This is a genomic window from Enterococcus sp. 2G9_DIV0600 (assembly GCF_002140615.1).
In the GTDB taxonomy this organism is placed as follows: Bacteria; Bacillota; Bacilli; order Lactobacillales; family Enterococcaceae; genus Enterococcus_D; species Enterococcus_D innesii.
The window spans coordinates 849,637-874,534 of the sequence record NZ_NGLL01000001.1 but is presented as its reverse complement, the minus strand read 5'-3'; the positions used below and the strand labels follow the sequence as shown (position 1 = coordinate 874,534).

25 protein-coding genes and 1 tRNA gene are annotated in these 24,898 nt (G+C 41.4%); 6 read left to right on the top strand and 20 right to left on the bottom strand.

Features of this window, described 5'->3' with window-relative positions; genetic code table 11:
• Window positions 1-394: 394 nt before the first annotated feature.
• The 8 genes from A5870_RS17535 to rpoN form a co-directional block, all read right to left on the bottom strand.
• Window positions 395-778 (bottom strand): hypothetical protein, encoded by a 384-nt coding sequence (locus A5870_RS17535; protein ID WP_242596055.1) that lies wholly within the window; start codon window positions 776-778, stop codon window positions 395-397.
• Between the two features lie 369 nt (window positions 779-1,147).
• Window positions 1,148-1,450 (bottom strand): hypothetical protein, encoded by a 303-nt coding sequence (locus tag A5870_RS17530; protein WP_242596054.1) that lies wholly within the window; start codon window positions 1,448-1,450, stop codon window positions 1,148-1,150.
• A 156-nt stretch (window positions 1,451-1,606) separates the two neighbouring features.
• Window positions 1,607-2,908, bottom strand: a complete 1,302-nt coding sequence (eno, locus tag A5870_RS04205) for a surface-displayed alpha-enolase (RefSeq protein WP_005228686.1) — start codon at window positions 2,906-2,908, stop codon at window positions 1,607-1,609.
• Window positions 2,909-3,020: 112 nt separating this feature from the next.
• On the bottom strand, window positions 3,021-3,776 hold the full coding sequence (gene tpiA, locus A5870_RS04200; protein ID WP_008380860.1) for a triose-phosphate isomerase: 756 nt from the start codon (window positions 3,774-3,776) through the stop codon (window positions 3,021-3,023).
• A 63-nt stretch (window positions 3,777-3,839) separates the two neighbouring features.
• The gene (locus A5870_RS04195) at window positions 3,840-5,030 is read right to left on the bottom strand and encodes a phosphoglycerate kinase (protein WP_005234355.1); all 1,191 of its coding nucleotides are present in this window, start codon (window positions 5,028-5,030) and stop codon (window positions 3,840-3,842) included.
• Window positions 5,031-5,129: 99 nt separating this feature from the next.
• Window positions 5,130-6,131, bottom strand: coding sequence for a type I glyceraldehyde-3-phosphate dehydrogenase (gene gap, locus A5870_RS04190; RefSeq protein WP_008380858.1), 1,002 nt, complete (start codon window positions 6,129-6,131; stop codon window positions 5,130-5,132).
• 40 nt (window positions 6,132-6,171) lie between these two features.
• On the bottom strand, window positions 6,172-7,209 hold the full coding sequence (locus A5870_RS04185) for a sugar-binding transcriptional regulator (RefSeq protein ID WP_005228675.1): 1,038 nt from the start codon (window positions 7,207-7,209) through the stop codon (window positions 6,172-6,174).
• Between the two features lie 247 nt (window positions 7,210-7,456).
• A complete protein-coding gene (gene rpoN / locus A5870_RS04180; RefSeq protein ID WP_170924034.1) occupies window positions 7,457-8,776 on the bottom strand; it encodes an RNA polymerase factor sigma-54 in 1,320 nt (439 codons plus the stop codon).
• A gap of 51 nt (window positions 8,777-8,827) precedes the next feature.
• On the opposite strand from rpoN, the gene A5870_RS04175 reads away from it, so the two are divergent.
• Window positions 8,828-8,899, top strand: a tRNA-Arg gene (locus tag A5870_RS04175).
• A 165-nt stretch (window positions 8,900-9,064) separates the two neighbouring features.
• On the opposite strand, the gene rpoE is transcribed toward A5870_RS04175, so the two are convergent.
• Complete coding sequence (gene rpoE / locus A5870_RS04170; protein WP_005234347.1) at window positions 9,065-9,673, bottom strand: DNA-directed RNA polymerase subunit delta; 609 nt, start codon at window positions 9,671-9,673, stop codon at window positions 9,065-9,067.
• A gap of 84 nt (window positions 9,674-9,757) precedes the next feature.
• Entirely contained in the window at window positions 9,758-10,195 is a 438-nt protein-coding gene (locus tag A5870_RS04165) for a DUF1934 domain-containing protein (protein ID WP_077451789.1), read from the bottom strand.
• A gap of 221 nt (window positions 10,196-10,416) precedes the next feature.
• On the opposite strand from A5870_RS04165, the gene A5870_RS04160 reads away from it, so the two are divergent.
• From A5870_RS04160 to yidA, 3 genes are read left to right on the top strand one after another with little or no spacing between them, the layout of a single operon-like run.
• Window positions 10,417-11,238 carry a lipoate--protein ligase family protein gene (locus A5870_RS04160; RefSeq protein ID WP_375350268.1) on the top strand — a complete coding sequence of 274 codons (822 nt, stop codon included), beginning with the start codon at window positions 10,417-10,419 and terminating at the stop codon, window positions 11,236-11,238.
• Window positions 11,222-12,592, top strand: coding sequence for an HD domain-containing protein (locus A5870_RS04155; protein ID WP_077451793.1), 1,371 nt, complete (start codon window positions 11,222-11,224; stop codon window positions 12,590-12,592). The genes A5870_RS04160 and A5870_RS04155 overlap by 17 nt, the downstream gene beginning before the upstream one ends.
• 9 nt (window positions 12,593-12,601) lie before the next feature.
• The gene (gene yidA, locus A5870_RS04150; protein WP_016619757.1) at window positions 12,602-13,420 is read left to right on the top strand and encodes a sugar-phosphatase; all 819 of its coding nucleotides are present in this window, start codon (window positions 12,602-12,604) and stop codon (window positions 13,418-13,420) included.
• Window positions 13,421-13,465: 45 nt separating this feature from the next.
• On the opposite strand, the gene A5870_RS04145 is transcribed toward yidA, so the two are convergent.
• The gene (locus A5870_RS04145; protein WP_005234342.1) at window positions 13,466-13,909 is read right to left on the bottom strand and encodes an NUDIX hydrolase; all 444 of its coding nucleotides are present in this window, start codon (window positions 13,907-13,909) and stop codon (window positions 13,466-13,468) included.
• A gap of 147 nt (window positions 13,910-14,056) precedes the next feature.
• Between A5870_RS04145 and gloA the strand changes: the two genes are divergently transcribed.
• Window positions 14,057-14,431, top strand: a complete 375-nt coding sequence (gene gloA, locus A5870_RS04140) for a lactoylglutathione lyase (RefSeq protein WP_005234340.1) — start codon at window positions 14,057-14,059, stop codon at window positions 14,429-14,431.
• A gap of 87 nt (window positions 14,432-14,518) precedes the next feature.
• On the top strand, window positions 14,519-15,232 hold the full coding sequence (locus A5870_RS04135; protein ID WP_086291905.1) for a gamma-glutamyl-gamma-aminobutyrate hydrolase family protein: 714 nt from the start codon (window positions 14,519-14,521) through the stop codon (window positions 15,230-15,232).
• A gap of 72 nt (window positions 15,233-15,304) precedes the next feature.
• Here A5870_RS04135 and A5870_RS04130 read toward each other — a convergent pair whose 3' ends face one another.
• From A5870_RS04130 to zapA, 9 genes are all read right to left on the bottom strand, one after another.
• A complete protein-coding gene (locus A5870_RS04130; RefSeq protein ID WP_086291904.1) occupies window positions 15,305-16,558 on the bottom strand; it encodes an ABC transporter permease in 1,254 nt (417 codons plus the stop codon).
• Window positions 16,551-17,450, bottom strand: a complete 900-nt coding sequence (locus A5870_RS04125) for an ABC transporter ATP-binding protein (protein ID WP_086291903.1) — start codon at window positions 17,448-17,450, stop codon at window positions 16,551-16,553. The genes A5870_RS04130 and A5870_RS04125 overlap by 8 nt, the downstream gene beginning before the upstream one ends.
• A 17-nt stretch (window positions 17,451-17,467) precedes the next feature.
• On the bottom strand, window positions 17,468-18,148 hold the full coding sequence (locus A5870_RS04120) for a DUF2812 domain-containing protein (RefSeq protein WP_086291902.1): 681 nt from the start codon (window positions 18,146-18,148) through the stop codon (window positions 17,468-17,470).
• Window positions 18,135-18,461 carry a PadR family transcriptional regulator gene (locus A5870_RS04115; RefSeq protein WP_077451805.1) on the bottom strand — a complete coding sequence of 109 codons (327 nt, stop codon included), beginning with the start codon at window positions 18,459-18,461 and terminating at the stop codon, window positions 18,135-18,137. Before A5870_RS04115 ends, A5870_RS04120 begins: the two co-directional genes overlap by 14 nt.
• A 120-nt stretch (window positions 18,462-18,581) precedes the next feature.
• Window positions 18,582-20,816 carry a L,D-transpeptidase gene (locus A5870_RS04110; protein ID WP_086291901.1) on the bottom strand — a complete coding sequence of 745 codons (2,235 nt, stop codon included), beginning with the start codon at window positions 20,814-20,816 and terminating at the stop codon, window positions 18,582-18,584.
• 179 nt (window positions 20,817-20,995) lie between these two features.
• On the bottom strand, window positions 20,996-21,310 hold the full coding sequence (gene trxA, locus A5870_RS04105; protein WP_005228645.1) for a thioredoxin: 315 nt from the start codon (window positions 21,308-21,310) through the stop codon (window positions 20,996-20,998).
• 96 nt (window positions 21,311-21,406) lie between these two features.
• A complete protein-coding gene (locus A5870_RS04100; protein ID WP_086291900.1) occupies window positions 21,407-23,770 on the bottom strand; it encodes an endonuclease MutS2 in 2,364 nt (787 codons plus the stop codon).
• 78 nt (window positions 23,771-23,848) lie between these two features.
• Window positions 23,849-24,403, bottom strand: coding sequence for a CvpA family protein (locus A5870_RS04095; protein WP_005234314.1), 555 nt, complete (start codon window positions 24,401-24,403; stop codon window positions 23,849-23,851).
• Between the two features lie 23 nt (window positions 24,404-24,426).
• Window positions 24,427-24,867 carry a cell division protein ZapA gene (gene zapA, locus A5870_RS04090; protein ID WP_005228634.1) on the bottom strand — a complete coding sequence of 147 codons (441 nt, stop codon included), beginning with the start codon at window positions 24,865-24,867 and terminating at the stop codon, window positions 24,427-24,429.
• Window positions 24,868-24,898 lie beyond the last annotated feature (31 nt).

The following is a 24,898-nucleotide window of genomic DNA, read 5'->3' as shown; positions in this document are numbered from 1 at the left end:
CAGGAGAATTTGTGAAAATGAAATATAATTTCTTTAGTTTTAAAAAACAACAGAACAATTTATTCATGATAAATACTCAAAATCCAGAAAGAATCTTTTGTTTGTGATAAAAGTTCTTTCATTCAAAACTCTTGAGCAACAGCAGTGATTGGCAACTCGTTAAAATTTCACTAGTCAAAAAACAATAAATGTAAACTGGAAATGAAAATTTTCATAAACAATCAGATTATTTTCATTTTCGATTACAAAAATTTTAGCTGATTCTTTAAAATCTTACTGTTATTTTCCCTCTATTTATAAGTTCTCTTAATTTTTCAACTTACTTTCTATAAAAAAAACTGTTCCTTGTTCATCTACTAGAAACAGGTTTTTTCTATATAGCTTTCATTCACTTTTAATTACTAAAAGTTTGAGCAATCTCCTCTTGATCAAAGTCACAAGCCACATCCAAGGACAAAGAATCTGCAGTAGCCAATGCACCCCATGACACACAAAATTTTAAATCAGTTGGACTTTGATTCCCCTCAATAAAATAAGCTGGGAATCCCGAGTCAGACCTGTCAAGTTGATATACACCCCCAGATTTTTTCAGGAAACACTCATCGTCATAATATTGAGTTACAGCAAAATTAAGGTTATTGGCAGATTTTTTTAACAAATATTGCCCGCCATAGTATCTTTGCCCACTAACGATTTCAAAATCACGGAAAGAGTGTCGAGGAAGATCCGTTTTTATCTCAAGTTTTCCCTTCCCTTTGATCATTTTTAAATTAGGCAATAAGATAAAGCGACCGATTATTTCGTTGACCCAATCTGGATGACTTTCACCGTAGTCACTCGAAAAATTGCTATGACCATCGATTACTTTAAAAGAAATCGGCTCCCCGTTAAAGGTTAACCATTAGTTTCCAACAGTTGTGGGTAGCAACTGGTGACTATAAAGATCGCCAAACGATCTGTCTGGTCTTTCATCACATGAATCAGACACAGCTATATCCTTACAATGCTTTTCTATATATACCAATAGATCTGTATCGTCTGTAACGACAGAATATGAGCTACCATCATCAATAATTAATTCTAGGCTGCCTAATGGATGCTGAATATACGGAAGATCTACATCACGATTCCAGCCTTCCCACTCAGGCTAAGAATCAAAGATCAAAAGATCATCCAAAGAAATGCTGGGTAAAAAACCAGTTAGCACCCCTTCATAAAGATAAGTATCTTTGATTGTATCCAATAAATTATGGCCGCTCAGCCAAATAAGCGACTTTCCATTTTTATTCTTTTCAATCGAATGCAAAATACTTATGTCACCTGAATAATCGGTAATCAGCCAATTATACTGGAGGATCACATCTTTTGGAAATAGGTCAATAATTCCTGCAGCCGAAACAATATGTTCTACTTCCTTTGATACTACATTATTTATGTACAATTTTTTCATCAGCATTCTCTCCTAAAATACTAAGTTTTCCTATAGTCTATCATACAAGTAGCATACCGATAAAACTCGTAAAAAAGTCCCCCCATGTCATTTAACATGAGGGGACTTTACCATCATTTCAGTACAGCCAAACGAAAATGTTTGTTCAAACTGAAATTATTTATTTTTCAAGTTGTAGAATGCTTGCAAGCCTTTGTATTCAGCAACTTCACCAAGTTGGTCTTCGATACGTAATAATTGGTTGTATTTTGCAATACGGTCAGTACGTGAAAGAGAACCAGTTTTGATTTGGCCAGCGTTTGTTGCAACTGCGATATCAGAGATTGTTGAATCTTCTGTTTCACCTGAACGGTGAGAAACGACTGCAGTGTAACCAGCTTCTTTCGCCATTTCGATTGCATTGAAAGTTTCAGTCAATGTACCGATTTGGTTAACTTTGATAAGGATTGAGTTACCGATACCGTTTTTGATCCCTTTTTCAAGGATTTCAGTATTTGTAACGAACAAGTCATCCCCTACTAATTGAACTTTGTCGCCTAGGCGTTCAGTTAATAGTTTCCAACCATCCCAGTCATTTTCATCCATACCGTCTTCGATAGTGATGATTGGGTATTTGTTAACTAATTCTTCTAAGTAGTCAACTTGTTCAGCAGCAGTACGTTTTACGCCGTTTTCGCCTTCAAATTTAGAGTAGTCGTAAACACCGTTTTCGTAGAATTCTGATGATGCACAGTCAAATCCTAGGTATACATCTTTACCTGGTTCTAAACCAGCAGCTTTGATTGCTTCTAAGATTGTTTCAACACCGTCTTCAGTTCCTTCAAAACGAGGAGCGAAACCACCTTCGTCACCTACTGAAGTTTCTAAACCACGTTTAGACAAGATTGATTTCAAAGCGTGGAATACTTCAGTACCCCAACGTAAGCCTTCTTTGAATGTAGGTGCGCCTACAGGCAAGATCATGAATTCTTGGAAAGCGATTGGTGCGTCAGAGTGAGAACCACCGTTGACGATGTTCATCATAGGAGTTGGCAATACTTTTGTATTGAATCCGCCTAAGTAGTGGTATAAAGGTACTTCTAGGTAATCAGCAGCTGCACGAGCAACAGCGATAGAAACACCAAGAATCGCGTTTGCGCCTAATTTGCCTTTGTTAGGAGTTCCGTCTAAAGCGATCATTGCTTTATCGATAGCCATTTGGTCACGTACATCGTAGCCGATGATAGCTTCTGCAATGATGTTATTTACATTGTCAACTGCTTTCGTTACACCTTTACCGCCATAACGAGCTTTGTCGCCATCACGTAATTCAACTGCTTCGTGTTCACCTGTTGAAGCTCCTGAAGGAACCATTCCGCGGCCGAAAGCACCTGATTCTGTGTAGACTTCTACTTCGATAGTTGGGTTACCACGTGAGTCTAAGACTTCGCGTGCGTAAACATCAGTAATAATTGACATGTTTTGTCTCTCCTTTGAGTTTGTTTTATCTTAAGGGGAAAGCCCCTTGCGAACAACTTAATTGTAGTGAAAAAATCACGATTCTGCAAATGTTATTTTCATGAAAATGAAATTATTTTACAGCATCTAATAATGCTAGGAATGAATCAGCTTGCAAGCTTGCGCCGCCAACTAATGCTCCGTCAACATTTTCTTTTGCCATGTATTCAGCAATGTTTTCAGGTTTTACAGAACCGCCGTATTGGATACGCACGCTATCTGAAACTTCTTTGCCGTATAATTTTTCAACGGTTTTGCGGACAACACCACAAATTTCGTCTGCGATGTTTGCATCCGCTGATTTACCAGTACCGATCGCCCAGATTGGTTCGTACGCAATCACAAGATTACTTACTTGACCGTCTGTTAAACCGTCTAAGCCAGCAGTGATTTGTCCTTCGATCCACTCAGCTGTTTTGCCAGCTTCATAGGTTTCTAAAGATTCACCACAGCATAGGATTGGAATCATGCCGTTTGCAAAGATTGCTTTGGCTTTTTTGTTGATGTCTTCATCTGTCTCATGGAAGTATTCACGACGTTCTGAATGGCCGATGATGACATAGTCAACACCTAGATCTGCTAAAGCTGCTGGTGAAGTTTCGCCAGTAAAGGCACCTTCATTTTCCCAGTAGCTGTTTTGAGCAGCAATTTTTAATTCTGTTCCTTCAGCAGCATTCACTAATGTTTCTAAGAATAAAGCTGGCGAACCGATCACAGAGTCAACTGTCTCGTTGCTAGGAATTTTTGTTTTGACTGCTTCAGCAAATTCTTTTGCTTCTTTCGCAGTTTTGTTCATTTTCCAGTTTCCGGCAATAATTGGTTTGCGCATGTTCTGGCACTCCTTTTCGTTATCAAGCGTGCAAAGAAAGTTCTTTGCACGGCTTGTCATTGATTATTTATCGTTGATCGCAGCTAGGCCAGGAAGTGTTTTTCCTTCTAGCAATTCAAGGCTGGCACCGCCACCTGTTGAGATGTGGGTAAACTTGTCAGCAAACCCTAATTGTTCTGCTGCAGCTGCAGAGTCACCGCCACCGATGATCGTTGTTGCATCTTCAAGGTTAGCAATTGCTTCACAAACACCGATCGTACCGTTTGCGAAGTTAGACATTTCAAACACACCCATAGGTCCGTTCCAAACGACTGTTTTTGCGCCTTTTAATGTTTCAGCAAACAAAGCGATGGTTTCAGGTCCGATATCTAAGCCCATTTGTCCTTCAGGAACATCACCAGTATGTTCTTCTGTTGGGACATCATTTGAAAATTCAGCAGCAGTGATTGAATCAACTGGTAATACTAATTTATCGCCAGCTTTTTCGATCAATTCTTTTGCTAATTCTACTTTATCTGCTTCCACAAGAGAATTACCGATTTCCATGCCTTTTGCTTTGTAGAACGTATACGTCATTCCGCCGCCGATCAAGATTTTGTCTGCTTTAGGAATCAAGTTTTCGATTACGCCGATTTTATCAGATACTTTTGCTCCACCAAGAATCGCGATCATTGGACGTTTTGGTTCTTCGACTGCTTCCCCGATGAATTTGATTTCTTTTTCCATTAAGAAACCAGCAACTGTTGGGATACCTGTTGAAGCGATCCCTACGTTTGAAGCGTGTGCGCGGTGTGCGGTACCAAAGGCATCATTTACAAAAACATCGCCTAAAGAAGCCCAGTATTTACCTAGTTCAGGATCGTTTTTGCTTTCTTTTTTGCCATCGATGTCTTCGAAACGAGTGTTTTCAAAAACAACGACATCACCATCTTGCATGTTGTTGATCGCTGCTTCTAATTTTTCACCGCGGGTTTCATCAACGAAAGTTACTTCTTTGCCTAATAATTCGCCAAGACGTTTCGCAACTGGCGCTAAAGATTTTCCAGCTTTATCTGCTTCTTCTTTCACACGACCTAAGTGTGAGAAAAGAATTGCTTTTCCGCCGTTTTCGATCACATAATTGATTGTTGGTAATGCTGCTTTGATCCGTGTATCATCTCCGATCACTCCATCTTTCAATGGAACGTTGAAGTCCACACGTACAAGAACTTTTTTATCTTTTAAATCGATATCTTGAACTGTCATTTTAGCCATGAACAGATTCCTCCTAGCATAATTGTTAAAAAAAGCGGAGAAGCGCGATGCTTCCCCGCTTTCTCTTGCGATGGTTTAAATTAAAGTCGTTCGCAACTCTTATAGGTTAGCGAAGTATTCTAAAGTACGTACTAATTGTGCAGTGTATGACATTTCATTGTCGTACCAAGCAACAGTTTTAACTAATTGTTTGTCGCCAACAGTCATAACTTTTGTTTGAGTTGCATCAAATAATGAACCGTAAGTCATACCAACGATATCAGAAGAAACGATTTCGTCTGTGTTGTAACCGTAAGATTCGTTTGAAGCTTCTTTCATTGCTGCATTGATTTCATCAACAGTTACTTCTTTGTCAAGAACAGTAACTAATTCAGTTAATGAACCAGTTGCAACAGGAACACGTTGAGCAGCACCATCTAATTTGCCGTTCAATTCTGGGATTACTAAGCCGATCGCTTTAGCAGCACCAGTTGAGTTAGGCACGATGTTTGCAGCAGCAGCACGGGCACGGCGGAAGTCACCTTTAGGGTGTGGTCCGTCTAGAGTCATTTGGTCACCTGTGTAAGCGTGGATTGTAGTCATTAATCCTTCAATCACACCAAATTTGTCGTTCAATGTTTTCGCCATAGGAGCTAAACAGTTTGTTGTACATGAAGCGCCAGAGATAACTGTTTCTTCACCTGTTAAAGTTTCATGGTTTGTGTTGTAAACGATTGTTGGAACATCGTTTCCACCAGGAGCTGAGATAACTACACGTTTTGCACCAGCTGTTAAATGTTTTTCAGCAGCTGCTTTAGAAGTGAAGAATCCAGTACATTCTAACACGATTTCAACACCTAGTTCGCCCCAAGGCAATTCTTCAGGGTTGCGGTTAGCTAAAACTTTGATTTCGTTTCCGTTCACATTGAATGAACCTTCGTGAACTTCAACTGTACCGTTGAAACGTCCTTGTGTTGTATCATATTTTAACAAGTGAGCTAACATTTTAGCGTCTGTTAAATCATTGATAGCCACAACTTCGATTCCTTCTACTTCTTGGATACGACGAAATGCTAAGCGTCCGATACGTCCAAATCCATTAATACCTACTTTAACTGTCATTTAAGATTTCCTCCTTATGAAAATCATAAAAATATTTATTTTAAAGGGTTGCCCCTTTTAAAATCTCATTTGCGCAAGCTTCATCGGTGATGAGCCAGGTTTGTTTTGGTGCATTTTTCATGTATGCATTGACCGCTTTGGCTTTTGACTGTCCACCAGCGACCGCAAAAATGATTGGGACTTTTTGCAAATCTTTTAATTGAAGCCCAATTCGAGGAACTTTGTAAACGACCTCGCCTGCTTCATTAAAGAAATACCCAAAGGATTCTGCAACTGCATTTTTTTGTTTCAACATCAGAATTTCTTGTTCTGACATTTTTCGTCGAGCCGCCATATGCAACGCCCGTCCAATACTATGAATAACACAATTTGCTTGACTTATCAAGTTTAAGACATCAACGATGGCGGGTTCTTTCAAGAGAAACTCGTAGGTGTTCATGCTTAATTGTTCTGGTACAAACAAGGAGCGATAATCGCCATTTGTCTGCATCGCCATCACTGAGCTGACTGAGTTTGCTTGGACGTTGACTGATTCTCCAATACCGCCACGGGCTGGTACAAACAAGTTATGACGTTTGGCGGTTTCTAAATTGCCTAATTCCTCAGCAACTTTCGCCATTGTCGTCCCTCCCATCACTGCGATGGTGTTTTTGCCTTCTGGCAATAAGAGATCCAACGATTCATTCAGCAACTGGCCAAATTCAGCAATAACTTTCGGTTGTCGATCACCATCGCCACTCGCAATCAAACAACGTTCGATGCCAAAGGTCTCTGATAATCGTTTCTCGATTTGGTGCATTCCGAACAGCTGATCCATCAGTGCACCGATCTTCGTGTACACTTCTTCTCCGTAGGCGGTCAATTGCATGCCGCTTTTTGAAGAGTCGATCAGTTTCAGCTTTTTAAGGATATCTGTTTCCGTCCTCAACACGCGTTCCGTCATTGATAAACTTTCCGAAAGTGTCCGGCGGCCAACGGGCTGCATCCAATAAATATTTCTTAAGATACGGTAACGTTCCTGGAGTACAGCGAGAATATCCGGGGTGATTGCCTCAATCAATTTTAATTCATCGAGCATTTTATATCCTCCCGTTGGACAATTTTCGTCCTACAATGACTTAAAATGACCCATCGATTGCAAAAAAAATTTAAATCTGTTTCCTACACCAATAATAGTAGCACTTATCGCCTTGATACGCAACTATTTCAGTCACAAAATCTTGCTTTTCATAAAATCGTCATAAATTAAAAAATTGGAAGTGATCGATAAAAAAAGGAAAGGCTTTGCTGCCTTCCCTACTCGTCGTTAGTAGTAAGCTTTTGCTTTACTCGAATCGTTTCCGCTTGGAAGAACCAGGGATATTCATGGCTTCGCGATACTTTGCCACCGTTCGTCTGGAAATATCGATGCCTTGGGCTTTGAGGGCATCTGTCAACTTTTGATCTGACAATGGTTTATTTTTATTTTCTTCATCGATCAGTGCTTTTAGCTGCTGTTTGATCGATGCAGTCGTCAGGTCATCACCGCTTTCTTGCGTCGAAACTTTCTGTCCAAAAAATAGTTTCAATTCAAACACCCCAAAGGAGGTTTCCAAATATTTCCCATTGACTGCCCGGCTGACCGTTGATTCATGAATGCCTAACTCTTCGGCAACTTCTCTTAAAACCAATGGCTTTAATGGTCGATCCGGTTGGGTGAAAAACTCCTTTTGCCGAGCAACGATCTGCACGCCGACACGATAGATGGTATCCCCTCGTTGTTGCAAGGTCTTCTTTAGCCACTCGAACTCTTGGGCTTTATTGTCTAAATAACTGAGGACCTCCGGATCACCGCTTTGCTTTAATTGGTCAAAGTACTGTTGCTGAAAGCGAACTTCTGGTAAGGCGCGCTTGTTTGATTTCACGATTGGTTGTCCTTTTTCAACCGTTACTCGCAAATCAGGTACAATGTAAAGCCCATCCGTTGACCCAAACGCCGCCCCCGGTGTCGGGGTCAACGTTTGAACATAGTCAAAGACCTTTTGGATCTCGTTTAAAGGGATCTGCAACGCTTTACTGATTTTGTCCCACTTGCGCTCTGCCATTTCCGTAAAGAATTCTTCTAAAATGAGATAGGCCATTGGCGGCGCATAGTCATCTCTTTCCGTTTGCAGCATCAAGCACTCTCTTAGATCACGAGCACCGACTCCTGCCGGATCTAGCTGCTGGATCAAGGTCAAGGCATCGAGCATTTGGATTGGGGTCCCACCAACAAGCTTTCCAGCTTCTTCCAAGTCAATCGTCAAAAAGCCGTTTAAATCAATGTACTCGACTAAAAATAAAACGATTGTCCGCAAAAAGGTGTCGCGGTAATTTAAATGGACTTGATCAATGAGGTGTTCAAACAACGATGTATGCTGGTCAGGAATCTGACTTAAATAATCCATTATTTGTTCTGACGAGCCGCTGCTCTTGCTTGGTGTGATGGGCGAATCATATTCCCCCAGATCAATCAACGGATTTTCTAATGCCTGGTTATCTATGAATGACAATAATTCGTCTGCGGAAAATTGCAGCACTTGGATCGATTGCTGCAATTTCTGCGTCATAGCAAGCTTTTGCGTCTGTTTTTGTTGTTGTGAAAATTGCTGTTGAAATTTCATCATTCTACCTCTTGTTTTTTTCACTGAAATTGGTTAAACTAATATTTGTGGTTCGCGCCTTTAGTGTAGTGGATATCACGTAAGATTCCGGTTCTTGAGACGGGGGTTCGATTCCCTCAAGGCGCGTTTTTTCTTTTCGTTACAAGTATACTCGATTCAAATCAATAATTCAAAAGCACTTAGGGACCGCTGACGCGGTTCCTTTTTTTATTTGTATCTATGTAAGAAGACGAAAACGTCCTTCACCGATTATAAGTTGCTTGCAACCAAAAGGCGAAAAAAAGAAGAGGATTACTCCTCTTCTTCCTCTTCATCCGCAAAATCATCTTCATCATCGTCATCGATAATGGTGAGATCTTCCTCAATGCTGTCAGGTAATTCTTCTTCATCATCGGTGCTGTTGTCGGCGCCGATTTCTTGCAAGTCTGAATTGTATGCCGAGATTTCTTCATCCTCGTCATCATCATCATCAAAGAGATCATCTTCTTCGTCATCTGACAAATCAGTATCCTCAGGATCATCATCGTTATAATCGATTGCGTCTTCATCATCGTTGATAAAGGCATTGACTTTTTTACGTTTGCGACGACGTGGTGTATCTTCATCCTCGTCTTCGATGCCATGGTTGACTTCTTCATCGATCGAATCAATGGCGTACCATGAACGTAAGCCCCAACGATTGTCGCCTAAAGAAATAAAACTACCGTCGATATTCAAGTCTGTATAAAACTGCGCCAATGAATCACGAATCTCGCTGTCTGATGTTTCAAGATAGTTTTGGATTTGGTTGACCAAATCAGAAAAATCCATCACGTCACCGCGCTGCTCTAAAATCGCATGGGCAACTTCAATCATCGACAATTCGTTTTTATTTACACCTTCAAATACATTAATTTCCAAACAGGACACGTCCTTTCACAGTCTACTCCTAATCATACAAAATTACGGCTCAAATTGCAATTTTTTCTTTCAATTTCCCTTTGATCAAGCGGTAAATTCTAAAGATAGCTTGTATTCGCCGACTTTGTCAGCAGCCATGAACAAGTCATAATCGATATCGATCTTTCCCGAGTATGGACGGTCTTTCAAACTAACGTGCAAGTGATTGGTGAAGGTGTGGAACATCATCAAGCCATATGGGGTTTGATAGCTCGTCTCTAAACGTTCCTTATAAGAAAATTTCAAGCGCATGCGCATTTCCCCTGAGCGAATCAATTGAATCAGTCCGTCTGGCATGATTTTCATCGTAACGGGAATGTCGGTGCCATCTGGCTGGATCTCTTTGTAACGGATATATAAGGTATCACCGATCTTGACTGCTTGTCCTTGCAGATCAAACAGAAAGTTCTCTGTTTCCCCTGCTTGACGTACATTGGTTGTTAAATGAATCGAGATTGGGATTCCTTTTGATAATTCTTGCATGTACGTGTGCCTCCTTTGAAGATTTCAGTTTCATTCTTGCTTTTTTTTATGCGTTTGTCAATCATTTCAGTTGATTCTCCTTGGTCTATTTCTTCATTGAAAATAAAAACGAAAACAAAAGCAAGTTTTCATTCTTTTCTCCAAGTAATTTTCCAAGAATCGTATATAATAAGGATAACAGCTATTTTTAAAGGAGTTTAACCGATTTGACTATCTATGTAATGGATCAAACCTTACCACGTATCCACAATCCTTATGAGCCGTTTGCCTTCACCGATGTTGCCACCGAAGCTGCTGGCAAACAGGAACAAGTTTATTGTCATTTTTGGCAGTTGTCCGATACGATGATTTTAGGCATGAAAGATATCCGGTTGCCGTTTTTGACAGACGGCCTGCAGGTTTTAAAAGAAGCTGGCTATGCCTCGATCATCCGCAACTCAGGCGGGCTCGGGGTCATCAATGATGCCGGTATTTTGAATGTCTCCCTCATTTTCCCTAAACATTTGGCTGCCACCACGGATGCCGCCTATGAAATGATGGCGACATTGTTGCAAACAGCCTTTCCTGAGCAGACAATTTTGGCTTATGAAATTGCTGACTCGTATTGCCCAGGCACCTATGACCTGAGTATTGATGGAAAAAAAATTGCTGGTACAGCACAACGACGGATCAAAGATGGCGTGGCTGTCATGATGTATCTGAGCATCAATGGCGACCAACTAGCCCGCGGTTCTCTCGTTCGTCGTTTTTACCAAGCAGGTTTGAAAGAAGGCTTTGGTACGAATGGCTATCCAGCCGTCAATCCTGCGAGCATGACCACTTTAGAAGCAGCCCTCGGCCGTAAGTTTACCACACAAGAGGTGATTGACCGCTTGCAAAAAGCCCTGCTTTCCTTGATCTCTGGCCAATCCCTATATCCGCTTGAATCACTGGATCAATGGCTGACAGAAAATAACCTTAGCGAACAAATGCAGCAACGCTTAGCTGGCATGGAAAAGCGAAACCAACCAATAAAGGAGTTTAGCGATGAGTCTACCTTATAAATATCAAACCTTAGCGATAGAAAAAGTATTTCGTGACCCCGTTCATAACTATGTCCATGTACAGCACCAAGTAATTTTAGATTTGATCAATTCCAAAGAAGTACAGCGTTTACGACGCATCAAACAGCTGGGAACTGCTTCCTTTACCTTTCACGGAGCAGAACACAGCCGCTTTTCCCATTCCTTGGGGGTTTATGAAATCAGTCGTCGCATTTGCGATATTTTCCAACGCAATTATCCCATTGAAAAAGTCGGGCCAAACGGCTGGGATGACAAAGAGCGTTTAGTGACCTTGTGTGCAGCATTGCTTCATGATGTGGGCCACGGACCCTACTCCCACACCTTTGAGCATATTTTTCATACGGATCATGAAGCGATCACAGTGGCGATCATCACTTCTCCTGAGACGGAAGTTCATCAGATATTGAATCGTGTGGAAGCTGGATTTCCTGAGAAGGTGGCAAGTGTTATCACTAAAACCTATCCCAATCCCCAAGTCGTTCAAATGATTTCCAGTCAAATCGATGCTGATCGGATGGACTACTTGCTGCGCGATGCTTATTTTACCGGCACTGAATACGGCACGTTTGATCTGACTCGCATTCTACGAGTGATTCGTCCTTATGAAGGCGGTATTGCTTTTTCTATGAATGGCATGCACGCTGTGGAGGACTACATCGTCAGTCGTTACCAAATGTATGTGCAAGTTTATTTCCATGCTAGTTCTCGAGGGATGGAAGTGATCTTAGCCCATTTGCTGGATCGAGCTGCAGAACTGTATCAAGTGGATTCAGAATTGTTTCAAGGCCATTCGCAGCTGCTTCTCCCATTTTTAAAACAAGAATTCACTTTAGATGAATACTTGAAACTCGACGATGGCGTGTTGAATACCTACTTTACCCAATGGACGGAAGAGAATGATCCGATCCTCAGCGATTTAGCCAAGCGGTTCTTAAATCGTAAACCGCTAAAATCCGCTCGCTTTGACGATGAGACACAGTTGCCGATGATTGAAGAAATGCAGGGACTGGTGGAAAAAGTCGGCTTCAATCCCCGCTATTATACTGCCATCAATTCAAGCTTCGATCTGCCTTATGATTTTTATCGGCCGACTTCAGGCAAACATCGGACACAGATCGAATTACAGGAAAAAGATGGTTCTCTTGTGGAATTATCCCAAGCCAGTCAGCTTGTTGCAGCCTTAGCAGGACAAACCCAAGGTGACCAGCGCTTTTATTTTCCAAAAGAAATGATTGACCCCAACATCCAAAATCACTATGATTTATTTGGAGAGACGTATCAAGAGTTTGCCAAGCACATTCGCAATGGTGCTTTGATCAAACCAAGCCACTAGGAGGAACTTATGAGTATCAAATTGATCGCCATCGATATCGATGGCACCCTGTTGAACAACGACCGCAAGATCACCCCAGCCGTTTACAAGGCATTGAAAGACGCTGAAAAGCAAGGTGTACGCATCGTTTTGTGTACGGGACGCCCTTTAACTGGTGTCCAAGATTTATTAAAGGAACTAGACTTATTTACGGACAATGATTTCGTGATTACTTATAATGGCTCTTTGGTTCAAAAAACCAAAAACCAAGAGATCATCTCTGAATTTGGTTTGTCCCAAGACGACTATCTCTTTGTTGAGATGACTGCGAGAAAATTAGGGGTTCATCTTCATGTAGAAACCGAAGATACTATGTATACCGCTAACCGCGATATCAGTCCTTATACGATTTATGAAGCTTTCTTAGTCAACATGCCATTGAAATATCGGACACCAGAAGAAATGACTGCTGACTTGAATATCATCAAAATGATGATGATCGATGATCCCGAAATACTGGATCAGATCATCCCACAATTGCCGAGCAGTTTGACGGACAACTACAATGTGGTCAAAAGTGCTCCTTACTTCTTGGAAGTCCTAAATAAACAAGCCCATAAAGGAGCTGCTGTCAAAAAATTGGCGGAGCACTTAGGCATCAAACAAGAAGAAGTCATGGCGATCGGCGATAACGAAAATGATTTAACCATGGTGGAATACGCTGGTATCGGTGTGGCGATGGCCAATGCCACTGAAAATGTGAAAAATGCCGCAGATGTCCTAACCGCTTCAAACGAAGAAGACGGTGTGGCAGAAGTAATCAACAAGTATGTTTTAGCAAATAACTAAGTGTAAAAAAAGGCAGGTTTCCTTTTTATCGGAAGCCTGCCTTTTTTATTTTGCCAACCATTGTTCAACTGCCCATTTATGACTGCCGCGTTTCAATCGTTGAATCGCTTCTTCTGGCGTATGCCATGACAACTGATTGGTTTCTTCTGTCGGTTCGCAGACTTTTTTCCATTTGGTCATTAAATAGAAATAGCCGGGGTGATGGTAAAATGTATCGCGATGGCGTGAATAGAAGTATTCAACTGCTTCTCCTAAATAGGCAGCGATCTCCCCTTCAAATCCAAGTTCTTCTATTAATTCTCTCTGGATCGCTTCTTCTTTGGTCTCATTTGGTTCAATTTCACCGCCTGGTAAAAAATAGGCGCCATTGGGTGCTTGCACCAAGATCACTTCATTTTTTTCGTTTGGAAGAACGACATACGCCCCATATCTTGATTTGTATGGTTTCCCCGCTTCTTTTTCCCCGAACACAATTTCCTTTTCTGGCATGATTCCCTCCACCAACACTTTCTTTCCATTTTACCCTATGCCAATAGTCTGGACAAGCTGGAAATAACGCCCTGTTGTCTTTTATTCGTTATAAAATGAGAAAATATGTTATCATACAACTATCAAGATCGAAAGGATGATTTACCCATGAAAATGGCTCACACTTGTGTCCGCGTCAAAGACTTAACGGCTTCTCTAGATTTTTATCAAACTGCTTTTGGTTTTGAAGAATCTCGCCGTCGTGATTTTCCTGAACATCAATTTACTTTGGTTTACTTAACATTGCCTGGTGATGACTACGAGCTAGAGTTGACATATAACTATGACCATCCTGGCTATGAGTTAGGCGACGGCTATGGCCACATCGCCATCAGTACCGATGATCTAGAAGCGCTTCATGAGAAGCACCAAGCTGCCGGATTTGATGTCACTGACCTGAAAGGACTACCAGGAACTTCTCCTTCTTACTATTTTGTGAAAGATCCTGACGGCTACAAAATCGAAGTTATTCGCGAAAAATAAAGCGAAGGTGATCGATAAAAGGACCTCGTGTCCTTTTTTCTTTTTCGATCCATTTCGATTCATTTACTAGTAGAAAGGTTTGATCAAATGAAACCCATTATCGGCATCGCTGCTAATGAACGACCAATGATTGAAGAAGCAGAGCATTGGTTGTCCTATACACCCAAAAATTTTGTCACCCATATCCAACAAGCCCAAGGCATTCCCCTATTATTACCAATGGGTGTCGTGGAAGATACTGCAACTTATATCAGCAAAATCGATAAACTCTTGTTAGCCGGTGGTCATGATGTCTCCCCTGACCATTATGGCGAAGATCCTCATCCTTTGATTCAAGGCATTCATCCTGATCGTGATGTCTTTGAATTGGCATTGATCAAAGAAGCAGTGGCTCAAAACAAACCGATCCTTGGAATCTGCCGCGGTATGCAGTTACTAAATGTCGCATTTGGTGGGAGTTTGTACCAAGATCTCTCTTTGATCGATCACCCAACGATCAAACACGTGCAATTGCCAACGTTCTTTCAATTCCCTACACATCGGGTGGAAATCAAGGAAGACAGTCGTTTGGCTGCTCTTTTAGGCACAACCTATCACGTCAATTCTTTTCATCACCAAGCAGTCAAAACAGTTGCAGATGATTTCAACGTGACCGCCACCGCTCCTGATGGTGTTGTTGAAGCGATTGAATCCACCGCCTATGGCGCACCAATCTTAGGCATTCAGTGGCATCCTGAACTAGCCGCTCACAAGCTGCCTTCTGAGCAATCGATCTTCGACTTTTTTGTGCAGGAATTCTAAAGACCTGCACCTTGTTTTCTAGATTCTAGCCACTAAAAAACGCCCGATCACAAAAAGGATCGGGCGTTTTGTTTATTTCTCATTTTTCATTAACACTAGTGATTGTTTCAACGTTGCCAAGATGCCATTGTCGTTATAGATCAAGACATTTGATTTGTACATTTTTGCAGAAACCAGCATCAGAACGATCGTAGTAACAGCAAGGATCCCTACTGAAATCAACGCTCCGCCAATCCCCACTGTATCATTAGCAAGCCGTACTGGCATAATATACGAGGACAAGAATGGGATATAAGAGGTTACTCGTAAAACAACGTTATGCGGATCCATACCGCCTAGTACGATTCCTAGCATATACCCGCCTAACGAAAGATACGTCACTGGAATAATGGCTTTCGCCGTATCTTCTGCTTTGTTCACTAACGACCCGCAAAGGGCTGACAAGACAGAATAGATCAAGATTCCTAAGAAGACGAAAACGATCGCAAACACGAGGAAAGGACCAAAAATGCCATCTGACGAAAAACTTGCCAACAAGTCTTTTACCATCGAGTTGTCCTTGATCCAGAAATAACTCCCGCCAAAAATCGCAACATACGCAACTAGCTGGGTTGCTGCAACCATGATTACCCCAGTCAATTTGGCGTAGTAATGGGTTTGTGCTCGCGTACTAGACAAAATGACTTCCATAATGCGTGTGCCTTTTTCAGAAGCAATTTCTTGCGCAATGATTTGTGCGTAAGTGATGATAAAGAAAAAGAGAACGATTGTTGCGATGGTACTAACCGCTGCTTGCATCGCGGTATTATCTTCTCCATAGGTCATTTCGCCATCTTCACTGAAGGAAACTTTTTGCCGGTCAAGCGGTGCAACTTCACTAAGAACTGCCACTTGCTCAGCCGTCAAACCAAGCTCGCTAGCTCTATAGGATGACTGCAGGCCCGTCAATAATTGTTGGATCGTCAGCTCTAAAGCTTGCCCCATCGAAGACTCGCTTAATAATTCCCCTTGCAGCGTATCCCCTGAAGAAGTAATAACTAGCAAGGCATCAGCATCTTTGTCTGCCAATTGTTGTTGTCCTTGTTCTTCGCTGTCAACAACTTCAAATTCATAATCATCGCTACTTTGCTCCACAAAGGTCTGCGCAATAGCCGGTTCATTCGCATAAACAGCAATTTTATCGACACTGCTCATACCATCAGCAAAATAACTAATTAGATAAAACCCGCCCATTGCAATGAATGGAACCAATATCATAATCAAAAACGAAATTGATTTGATATTTTTCTTATAAACATCTAATGCGATTACCCAAAACTTATTCATTTTTTTTTCCTGCCTTCCGCTTAAAGATTTCTTCTAACGTTGGCGGTTGTTGATTGAACATAGGGATATAACCATCCGCCGTCGCTAAATCAAATAAGGTTTTTCCTACTGCAGGATCAGCGATCGTAATATCATAGCTGCCGTCTTCTCTAGCAATCACTTGCTCGACACCTGACACTGCCAAAAGCTGTTCTTTCGTCAAATTAGACTCTAAATAAACTTTCGTTCGTCCAAAGGATTCACGAATTTCATGGACCTTTCCGTTTAAGACCGTTTGACCATCTCGTAGCATAATCAAGTGATCGCAGATTTTTTCTACATTATCCATATTATGGCTGGAGAAAATGACGCAAGAGCCTTTTTCTTTCAGTTCAATGATCCCGTTTTTCAACAGTTCCGCGTTGACTGGGTCTAAGCCACTAAACGGTTCATCTAAAATCACTAATTTTGGTTCATGGATCAATGTTGAGATTAGCTGAACTTTTTGCTGATTTCCTTTTGATAAAGATTTGACTTTATCAGTTTTCTTGCCCTTGACTTTAAATTTGTCCATCCAATAGTCAATTTTAGGTACGATGTCTTCTTTCTTTTTGCCTCGTAAACGCGCGAAGTAGATCAATTGATCTTCAATCGTGACTTTTGGAAACAAGCCGCGTTCTTCTGGCAGATAGCCGATAATATTGTATTCTTTTTCACTAATTTTGTGACCATCCCATAATACTTCTCCTTGATCGGCTTTCAAGAAATCCAAAATCAATCGGAATGTCGTTGTTTTTCCTGCTCCGTTTTGACCAATTAAGCCCATGATCTGTCCATCATTGATGGTAAAGGATAAATGATCAACTGCTGTATAATCCCCAAATGTTTTTACTAATTGTTTTGCTTCTAACACATGCTCACCTTCCCTGTCTAATAAAATATATCACTAAAGAAAAAGCCGATAACGGCACCAATGATTGCTCCGACAAACATCAAAATGACTGTGTCACGAATTACCCGTTGTCGCTTCGCCAGTTTCTCTGGTTCATTGTAATAACTTGCTCGATTTTTATATAAGAATTTCATCAGAATCGTGGTCAATCCCACCCCAATCGGGATAAACACCAGTCCAGTAATCAAACCTAGCCCAAAGGACCAAAATGGATTTGTGCGAATATTGAAATAACGGATTAAAAAATAAATTGCTGCTAATATCGCTAAACTGATCACCGAAAGCAGAATCGACTTTTTCATTAAATACCGTGTTTCATTATCGATCCGTTCTTGATAGCTTTCCTGATCACTGAAAATCGCCGGTGTATCTAGTGACGCTTTAAAATAAAAATAACGATCTTTATAATTGCTAATGTAGGTCCAGCCCCCAGCTTGGTACATCGCTAAGTAGTCAACGATCTCAGATGGTTCCCCTTCGAAAAAGTCCACTGCATATTTGGTCGCTTCTGGTTTTCCTTTGATAAACTTCAAAAAACCTAAACGATTCATCTTCACAAAATGCCAGCCTAGTGACGCTTGTTTTTGCAGACGAACCATTTCCTTTTCTGGATAGTAGGCGACTCCAAGAGAAAGAAGATATTTCTTATTGATGCCCATCTTGATCCCCTCCTAACGCTTCGAAGACCTGTTCTCCGATTTGATAAAATAATTTGCGTCGCTGAATATCTTTTTCCAGAATTTGTCTTCCTTCTAATGTAATTTGATAGATTTTTTTTCGATCAACGCTTTCTTCTAAATCGATCCACCCCTTTTTCGTAAGCTTTTTCAAAATCGTATACATCGTTGCGGGACCAATCTCAAACGTCCCTTGGCTTAGGTCATCAATCTGTTTCATGATGAGATACCCATGTTTTGGCTTTAAAAGCGCTAATAAAATCAAATAGGTCGAATCTGTCAATGCCTCATCCATTTGATTCCTCCATCCATCACCTATATCACTTAATGATATATTATCGAATGATATAGCCAGCGTCAATCTTTTTTTTGGAAAATAAAAGCCGTCCCCGTTTACGGAAACGACTTTTGATCATTAATTAGCAATTTTGACAGGCGTATTATAAGGCATGTTATAGTAAAACCATTTGGCATCCGGCACTGCTAATCGAATACAGCCATGAGAAGCCCGAGTGCCTAATTTTCGTCCTTCAACGGAACTAAAAGCATTGGTGGACCAAGCGATACTCGTTGGAATCGTATGGAATAAATAGACCCCATGGTCTTTAAAGGAACGGTAGTAGGCAGCCCCTGAAAAAGCTAAGCCTTTTTCTGCTTGAATGCGGAAATTCCCTAAAGGTGTTGGTGTATTAAAGGCACCGGTCGAGCAAAGCATCGTATAAATCACTTTATTCCCTGATTTGATATAAACCCGCTGTTTGCTGATGGATACTTCAATGTTTAAGTTTTGAACGTTTAATGAAGGATATTTCCCTCCTGTAGTATACATCCAAAAATTGCTATTTACATTTGTGGTTTGATTTTCCTTGACCCAACCGATTCGACCAGCTGGCGAAACGAGATACAAGTAATTGCCATCACTTGTTTTTGCTAGTTTGGTCGCTTGTGCCATATAGCCTTTGTAGGCACTCTTTTTTCCAAGTTTCGTACTATTTGGATCGGCTTTTTCAAAGAAATTGCCATCTCCATTCTTAACGACCACATAGCGGCTAATGTTGCTTTGAGAAGTGATCGTATGGGCATTGGTCACTCCACTTGCATTGATGTAGCCCAGCCATTTGTTGTTGAGATAGAGTGAGTAGTAGGTGGAGCCGTTGAAATGTTGATATTTCCCAGTAACTTGGATATTCTTATTCATGTAATTTGTGCTACTGCCTTTTTTCTTCGTAAAAGCTAAATCTTGCCATAAGGTATAATTCTTGCTATTAAGGCGGACTGTGCGTTTTTCGCTTTGCCAAGTACCACCTTGATTGTTGGCGACCGTTGCTGCATCGGCATTTAAGTAGCCAATCCATTTTCCGTTAGCATCATAAAGGGACAAGTAGACACCGCCATTGACGTGGTTATATCTTCCTTTTGCAAGATAGGTTTTTCCCGCTAATTTCGTTGTAGTATTTTTCTTACTCGACCAACGGAAATTTCCCCAAATCGTGTAATTTTTCTTGGTCAATGTCACATATTTTCCGTAGGATTGGTAGGCGCCTTGTGCATCCGTCGTTAACTTAACACCCGAGGCATTGATATAGCCTAACCATTTATTGTTATTTGTATAAAGGGAATAGTACGTCGACCCATTCAAGTGACGATATTTCCCAGTAACTTTGACTGTTTTGCCATTTAAAGCGGCTGTCGTTCCTTTCTTCGCTGTCCAATTAAAATTTTGCCATAGCGTATAATTTCCGCTGATGATTGTGGCATATTTTGATTCAGATTGCCATGCACCGCCGGGTGAAGTCGCTAGCTTAACACCGGCGGCTTTTATCCAACCGATGAGAACATTTTTATTTGAATACAATGCGTAATAGGTCACTTTATTATTCGTCGTGAATACTTCTTTGATTTCAAAGGTTTGACCATTAATGCTTGAAGAGGTGCTCGTTTTTTTATCTAAAAACACATCTTGCCAAAGCGATTCTTTCGCACTTGTGATGGTTGCATATTTCTTCTCGGTTTTGAAGGTTCCGCTGGCAACTTTCACTGCTGCTTCTGCTACGACACCGACAACCTTTTGATCGTCGCGAATTTCAAGATAGGTCTGCTTGTCGGTACCTTGATACTGTTTGACACTACGGTATACCTTGCCAGCTAATTCATCGATCGTTCCTTGTTCGATCAATTGACCATTTTCTAATCGGTAAAGGATTTTTTGTGTTTCTGGATCTGTTGCGGCGATCGGCTTGATTTTTACATATTGGTCATTATCTTCTACTTTCTTAACATCGATTTTCGCAACATCTGGTTCTTCAGAAGATTCTTCCGTCGATTGAGTAGATGAATCTTGTGTGGTCTCGGTCTGACTGCTCTCAGTCGTAGCCGTGCTAGTACTTGACGTTGTTTCTGATAAAGAGGTAGACGTTGATGAGGACTCTGTTGCCGTACTTGACTCTACACTCTCAGTGCTGGCCTCTTGAGATGATGCTGCGCTTTCTTCTGAGAAGCTTTCTGACGTCGTCTCTTGCGCAGCGAAAGAAGCTGTTGTCGAATCCCCTTCATTTGCTGCATAAACTTGTGTGATCGTTCCTACAATGGGTGCGATCAGTACCCCAACAATCGCAACGCCTTGAAATAACCCGCGTTTTAACTTTTTCATTTTTATTCCCCCTTTAATCCTATTTTGGTATCACTTTCTTACTATATTAACTAAATATTTTTTAGTGCCACTCCCTACTTTAAGTATACCACTGCCTAAAAGAAAATTTGAAAAAAACGTCCCCAAAATAAAAAAAGCAATAGCCACTTTCGGCTATTGCTAAAAAAATATTTCTTCTATTACATATGTTCTGCAACTAAAGCTTTCAATTGATCTTTTGTATGCACCCCAATTGCTTTATCAACCACTTGACCGTCTTTTTTCAACAATAAAGTAGGAATAGACATGATTCCGAATGAAGCAGGTGTTTCAGGATTTTCATCCACATCCATTTTCACGATCTTCAATTCGTCTTCCTCATATTCATTCGCTAATTGTTCCAAGATCGGTGCTTGCATACGACAAGGGCCACACCAAGTTGCCCAAAAATCAATAAGGACTAAGCCTTTATCGGTTTCTTCTGAAAAAGTTTTATCGGTAATTTCTTTTGCCATCGTACTTCCCCTCCATTTTTAAAACTAAAAAAAGTATACCACGTATCGGAAGTTTTTTAAAATCGTCTGCTTACAAAAGGTAAGGGTTCTTAACGTTTAGTTAAACTTCACAATGGTCGCTCCATTGCCTCCTTGATTTGCTGGGGCAAATTCAAAACTTTTCACCGAGCGATGGTTTTTTAGGTAGTCAGTGATCCCTTGACGCAATGCGCCGGTTCCTTTACCGTGAACGATCGTCACCTGCGGATAACCTGCCAAAATTGCTGCATCCAAATACTGATCCACTTCATTGAGGGCTTCTTCGTACCGCTTGCCGCGTAAATCCAACTGATTGACCACTGGACTGCTGTCAGCAGAACGAATCGTATTAACGATACGCTGTGTAGGCTCCTTCACTGGCGCTGCTGGTTGGAGATCTGTTTCTGGCAAATTCATTTTCAGAATGCCGATTTGGACTTGCCACTGATTTTTACCGGCTTTTTTCAACAGTACCCCGCGCTGCCCATAAGAAGTTACGAGTACCTCGTCTCCTTCTTTCAGCGTCTTGGCTGCTTTGGCTTTTTGCAGAACCTTGTTTTTTTGCAGATGTTCTTCTTGCTGCAGTCCTGATAGCTTGGTGCGCGCATCGATCAGTTCGTGTTCTTTGACCTTCGTTTGACCGCCAGCTAACTGCATTTTACGAATATCGGCAATGATTTTTTCTGATTCCTCTTTAGCCTCTTCTACGATTTGATTGGCTTTTTGACGGGCTTTTGCCAATTCTTTTTCGCGTTCTTCAAAGAAATAACTGTAAGCTGCTTCCAATTCTTGGTGCAAGCGGGCTGCTTCTTTTACATGATGACGAACTTCCAGATACTCCGTTTCCGTCATTTTGCGTCGATTTTCCAAATCAGCGATCATTTCATTCAGATCTTGGCTTTCTCCATCCATGATCTCTTTGGCTTGGTCAATGATGGTATCTGGCAAGCCAAGTCTTTTCGAAATCTCAAACGCATTGCTTCGCCCCGGAACCCCGATCAACAAGCGATAGGTTGGACTTAAGGTATCGACATCAAACTCCATAGAGGCGTTGATCGTATTGGATCGGTTATAGCCATAAACTTTCAATTCTGGATAATGGGTCGTCGCCATGACATAAGCCGACTTAGCCCCAAGTTCGTCTAAAATCGCAATCGCTAGTGCCGCCCCTTCTTGAGGATCGGTCCCAGCACCTAGTTCATCAAAAAGCACCAGACTTGTTTCGTCGACTTTTTTCAACACATCAACGATCGTTGTCATATGTGAAGAAAAGGTCGATAGGCTTTGCTCAATGGATTGTTCATCACCAATGTCCGCAAAAATTTCATTGAAGACCCCCATTTGGCTTTCTTCTTCTGCCAGAATTGGTAAGCCGGCTTGGCCCATGATCTGCAACAGCCCTAATGTTTTTAAGGTGATGGTTTTCCCACCGGTATTCGGCCCAGTAATGACAACAGCTTGATAGTCTTTTCCAATCGTAATATCGTTAGGAACGACTTTTTCTTGATCGATCAATGGGTGACGTGCTTGTTTAAAAAAGACATGGTTATCTTGATTGATCGCTGGTACGACCGCCTTCATCTCTTTCCCAAAGCGAGCCTTGGCATTCATGAAATCCATGATCCCGATCACATACGCATTATGGAGAATCTCTCTTTGGTATGGGGCTAACTCTGCTGATAATTCTGCTAAAATACGAGTGATTTCGTCCCGTTCCGCAATTTGATGTTGACGCAAACGGTTATTTTGTTCCACTACTTGTTTTGGTTCGATAAACAAGGTTTGACCAGAGGAACTTTGGTCGTGAACCACGCCGCCAAAAACACCTCGGTATTCTTGTTTGACTGGAATCACATAACGCTCATTTCGCATGGTTACGATCGTATCACTTAGATACTTTGCATTGCCACCTCGGACGATGCCATCCAATGTCTCGCGAATCGTCCGTTCTGCTCGTCGGATCGATTGGCGAATTCCCCGTAGTGCTGGAGAGGCATCGTCTGTGACTCGGCCATCCTCATCGATAGATTCTTTCAAGCGACGATTCAAGGTTGGCAAAGACACCAACTGTTCTTCCCAGTGATACAAGCGGGAAAATTCAATCTCACTTTCAGACAAATCAGCAAAAAAGCGTTTCAATTCCTGCGTGGTTGATAAGACGCGGGCAACTTGTGCCAATTCAACGCCGTTTAAATCTGCGCCGATTTCGATCCGTTTCATTTGGGGACGAATATTCTCAATTTTTGGTACAGGGATTCCGCCTCTTAAACGCTGGATCTTGATCGCGTCTTCTGTTTCTGCTAGCCAAGAGGAAATGACTTGCTCATCACTTGATGGCACAAGCTTTGCTAAGGCTTCTTTTCCTTGGGCTGTTACGATATACTGACCGATTTGACTCTTTACTTGTTCAAATCCTAAAACATCAAGGATCTTAGTATTCATTCTTTTCTCACCTGCTTTGTTTTAACTTTTTGTTCCTAAGAAAAAGGCAGAATGGCTCTGCAACCATCTGCCTGCTTTTTACCCAATCACATCTGTGATCCACAATCGATAGAAGTAATCTGAGAGAATCGGTGACCGATCAACGATGAAATTCGCAGTTCCGCTCGTTTCAAACAGATTTTGAATCGTGGCAAACGGGATCATTGAGAGAATCATGAAAAACATATACAAATTGATATACATCAAGATGACATTTAAAACACCCGCAACTGCCCAGTCATAGCCGCCTAAAAAACGTAGGCGTTTGTAACGCAAACTGTCTGCAAAAATCACTAATAGTTTGGTGATCAGCCAACCAGCAAAGAGTACCATCACAAAAGCGATGGCCGCATAATAGGCTTTGTCTAAATCTAAAGCCAGTTCCATATCGTAGTATTTTAACTTTGAATCCGCCGTTACTGACATATAAGGAACATAGAGCTCAATTTTTTTCGCAATTTCTTGGTAATTCGCAACTGCAAAGAAAAAAGAGATCAAATAGCCCAAAACTGAGACCAATTGTAAACTGGTTCCGCGCCGCGCGCCGCCATAAAAGGCTGCCAACAACAAAACCAAGACAAATAATCCAATCATTTAGGAATCCTTTCTACGCCGCACTACCCATGGGCTGTCTTTTCTTGAATTTTTCGTTTCCTTTGTTCATTTAAGATCTGTTGTGCTTCCACATGATTATGGATCTCCACATCACTGCGACCTGTCTCATCGAGAACTTTCCGTGCTTCGGATTCGATCGCTTCGATCCGCTTGATACGATTCTCAAGCTCCGTTGCTTTAATGGCTTGTCCCCGCAATTCGTCCACTTTTTTTTGTAGGACCAACAGCTGTTCTTGTTTTTTCAGCTGGTCGGAAACAGCGTTGATCGCTAATAAGATCGACGCTTGTTCTTGATCGGTTTGTGGCGACAATTGCATGATCTCAAGCAGTTGGTCATTGACCAATCTTGTCACCATATCCATGTGTTCTTTGCTTTCGCGTCCAATAATCGTGTAACTTTGATTCGCGATAACTGCTTTATAGCGTTTCTTTTGCTCCGTCATAGGAATATTTCCTCCCATTGCTTACATTCTG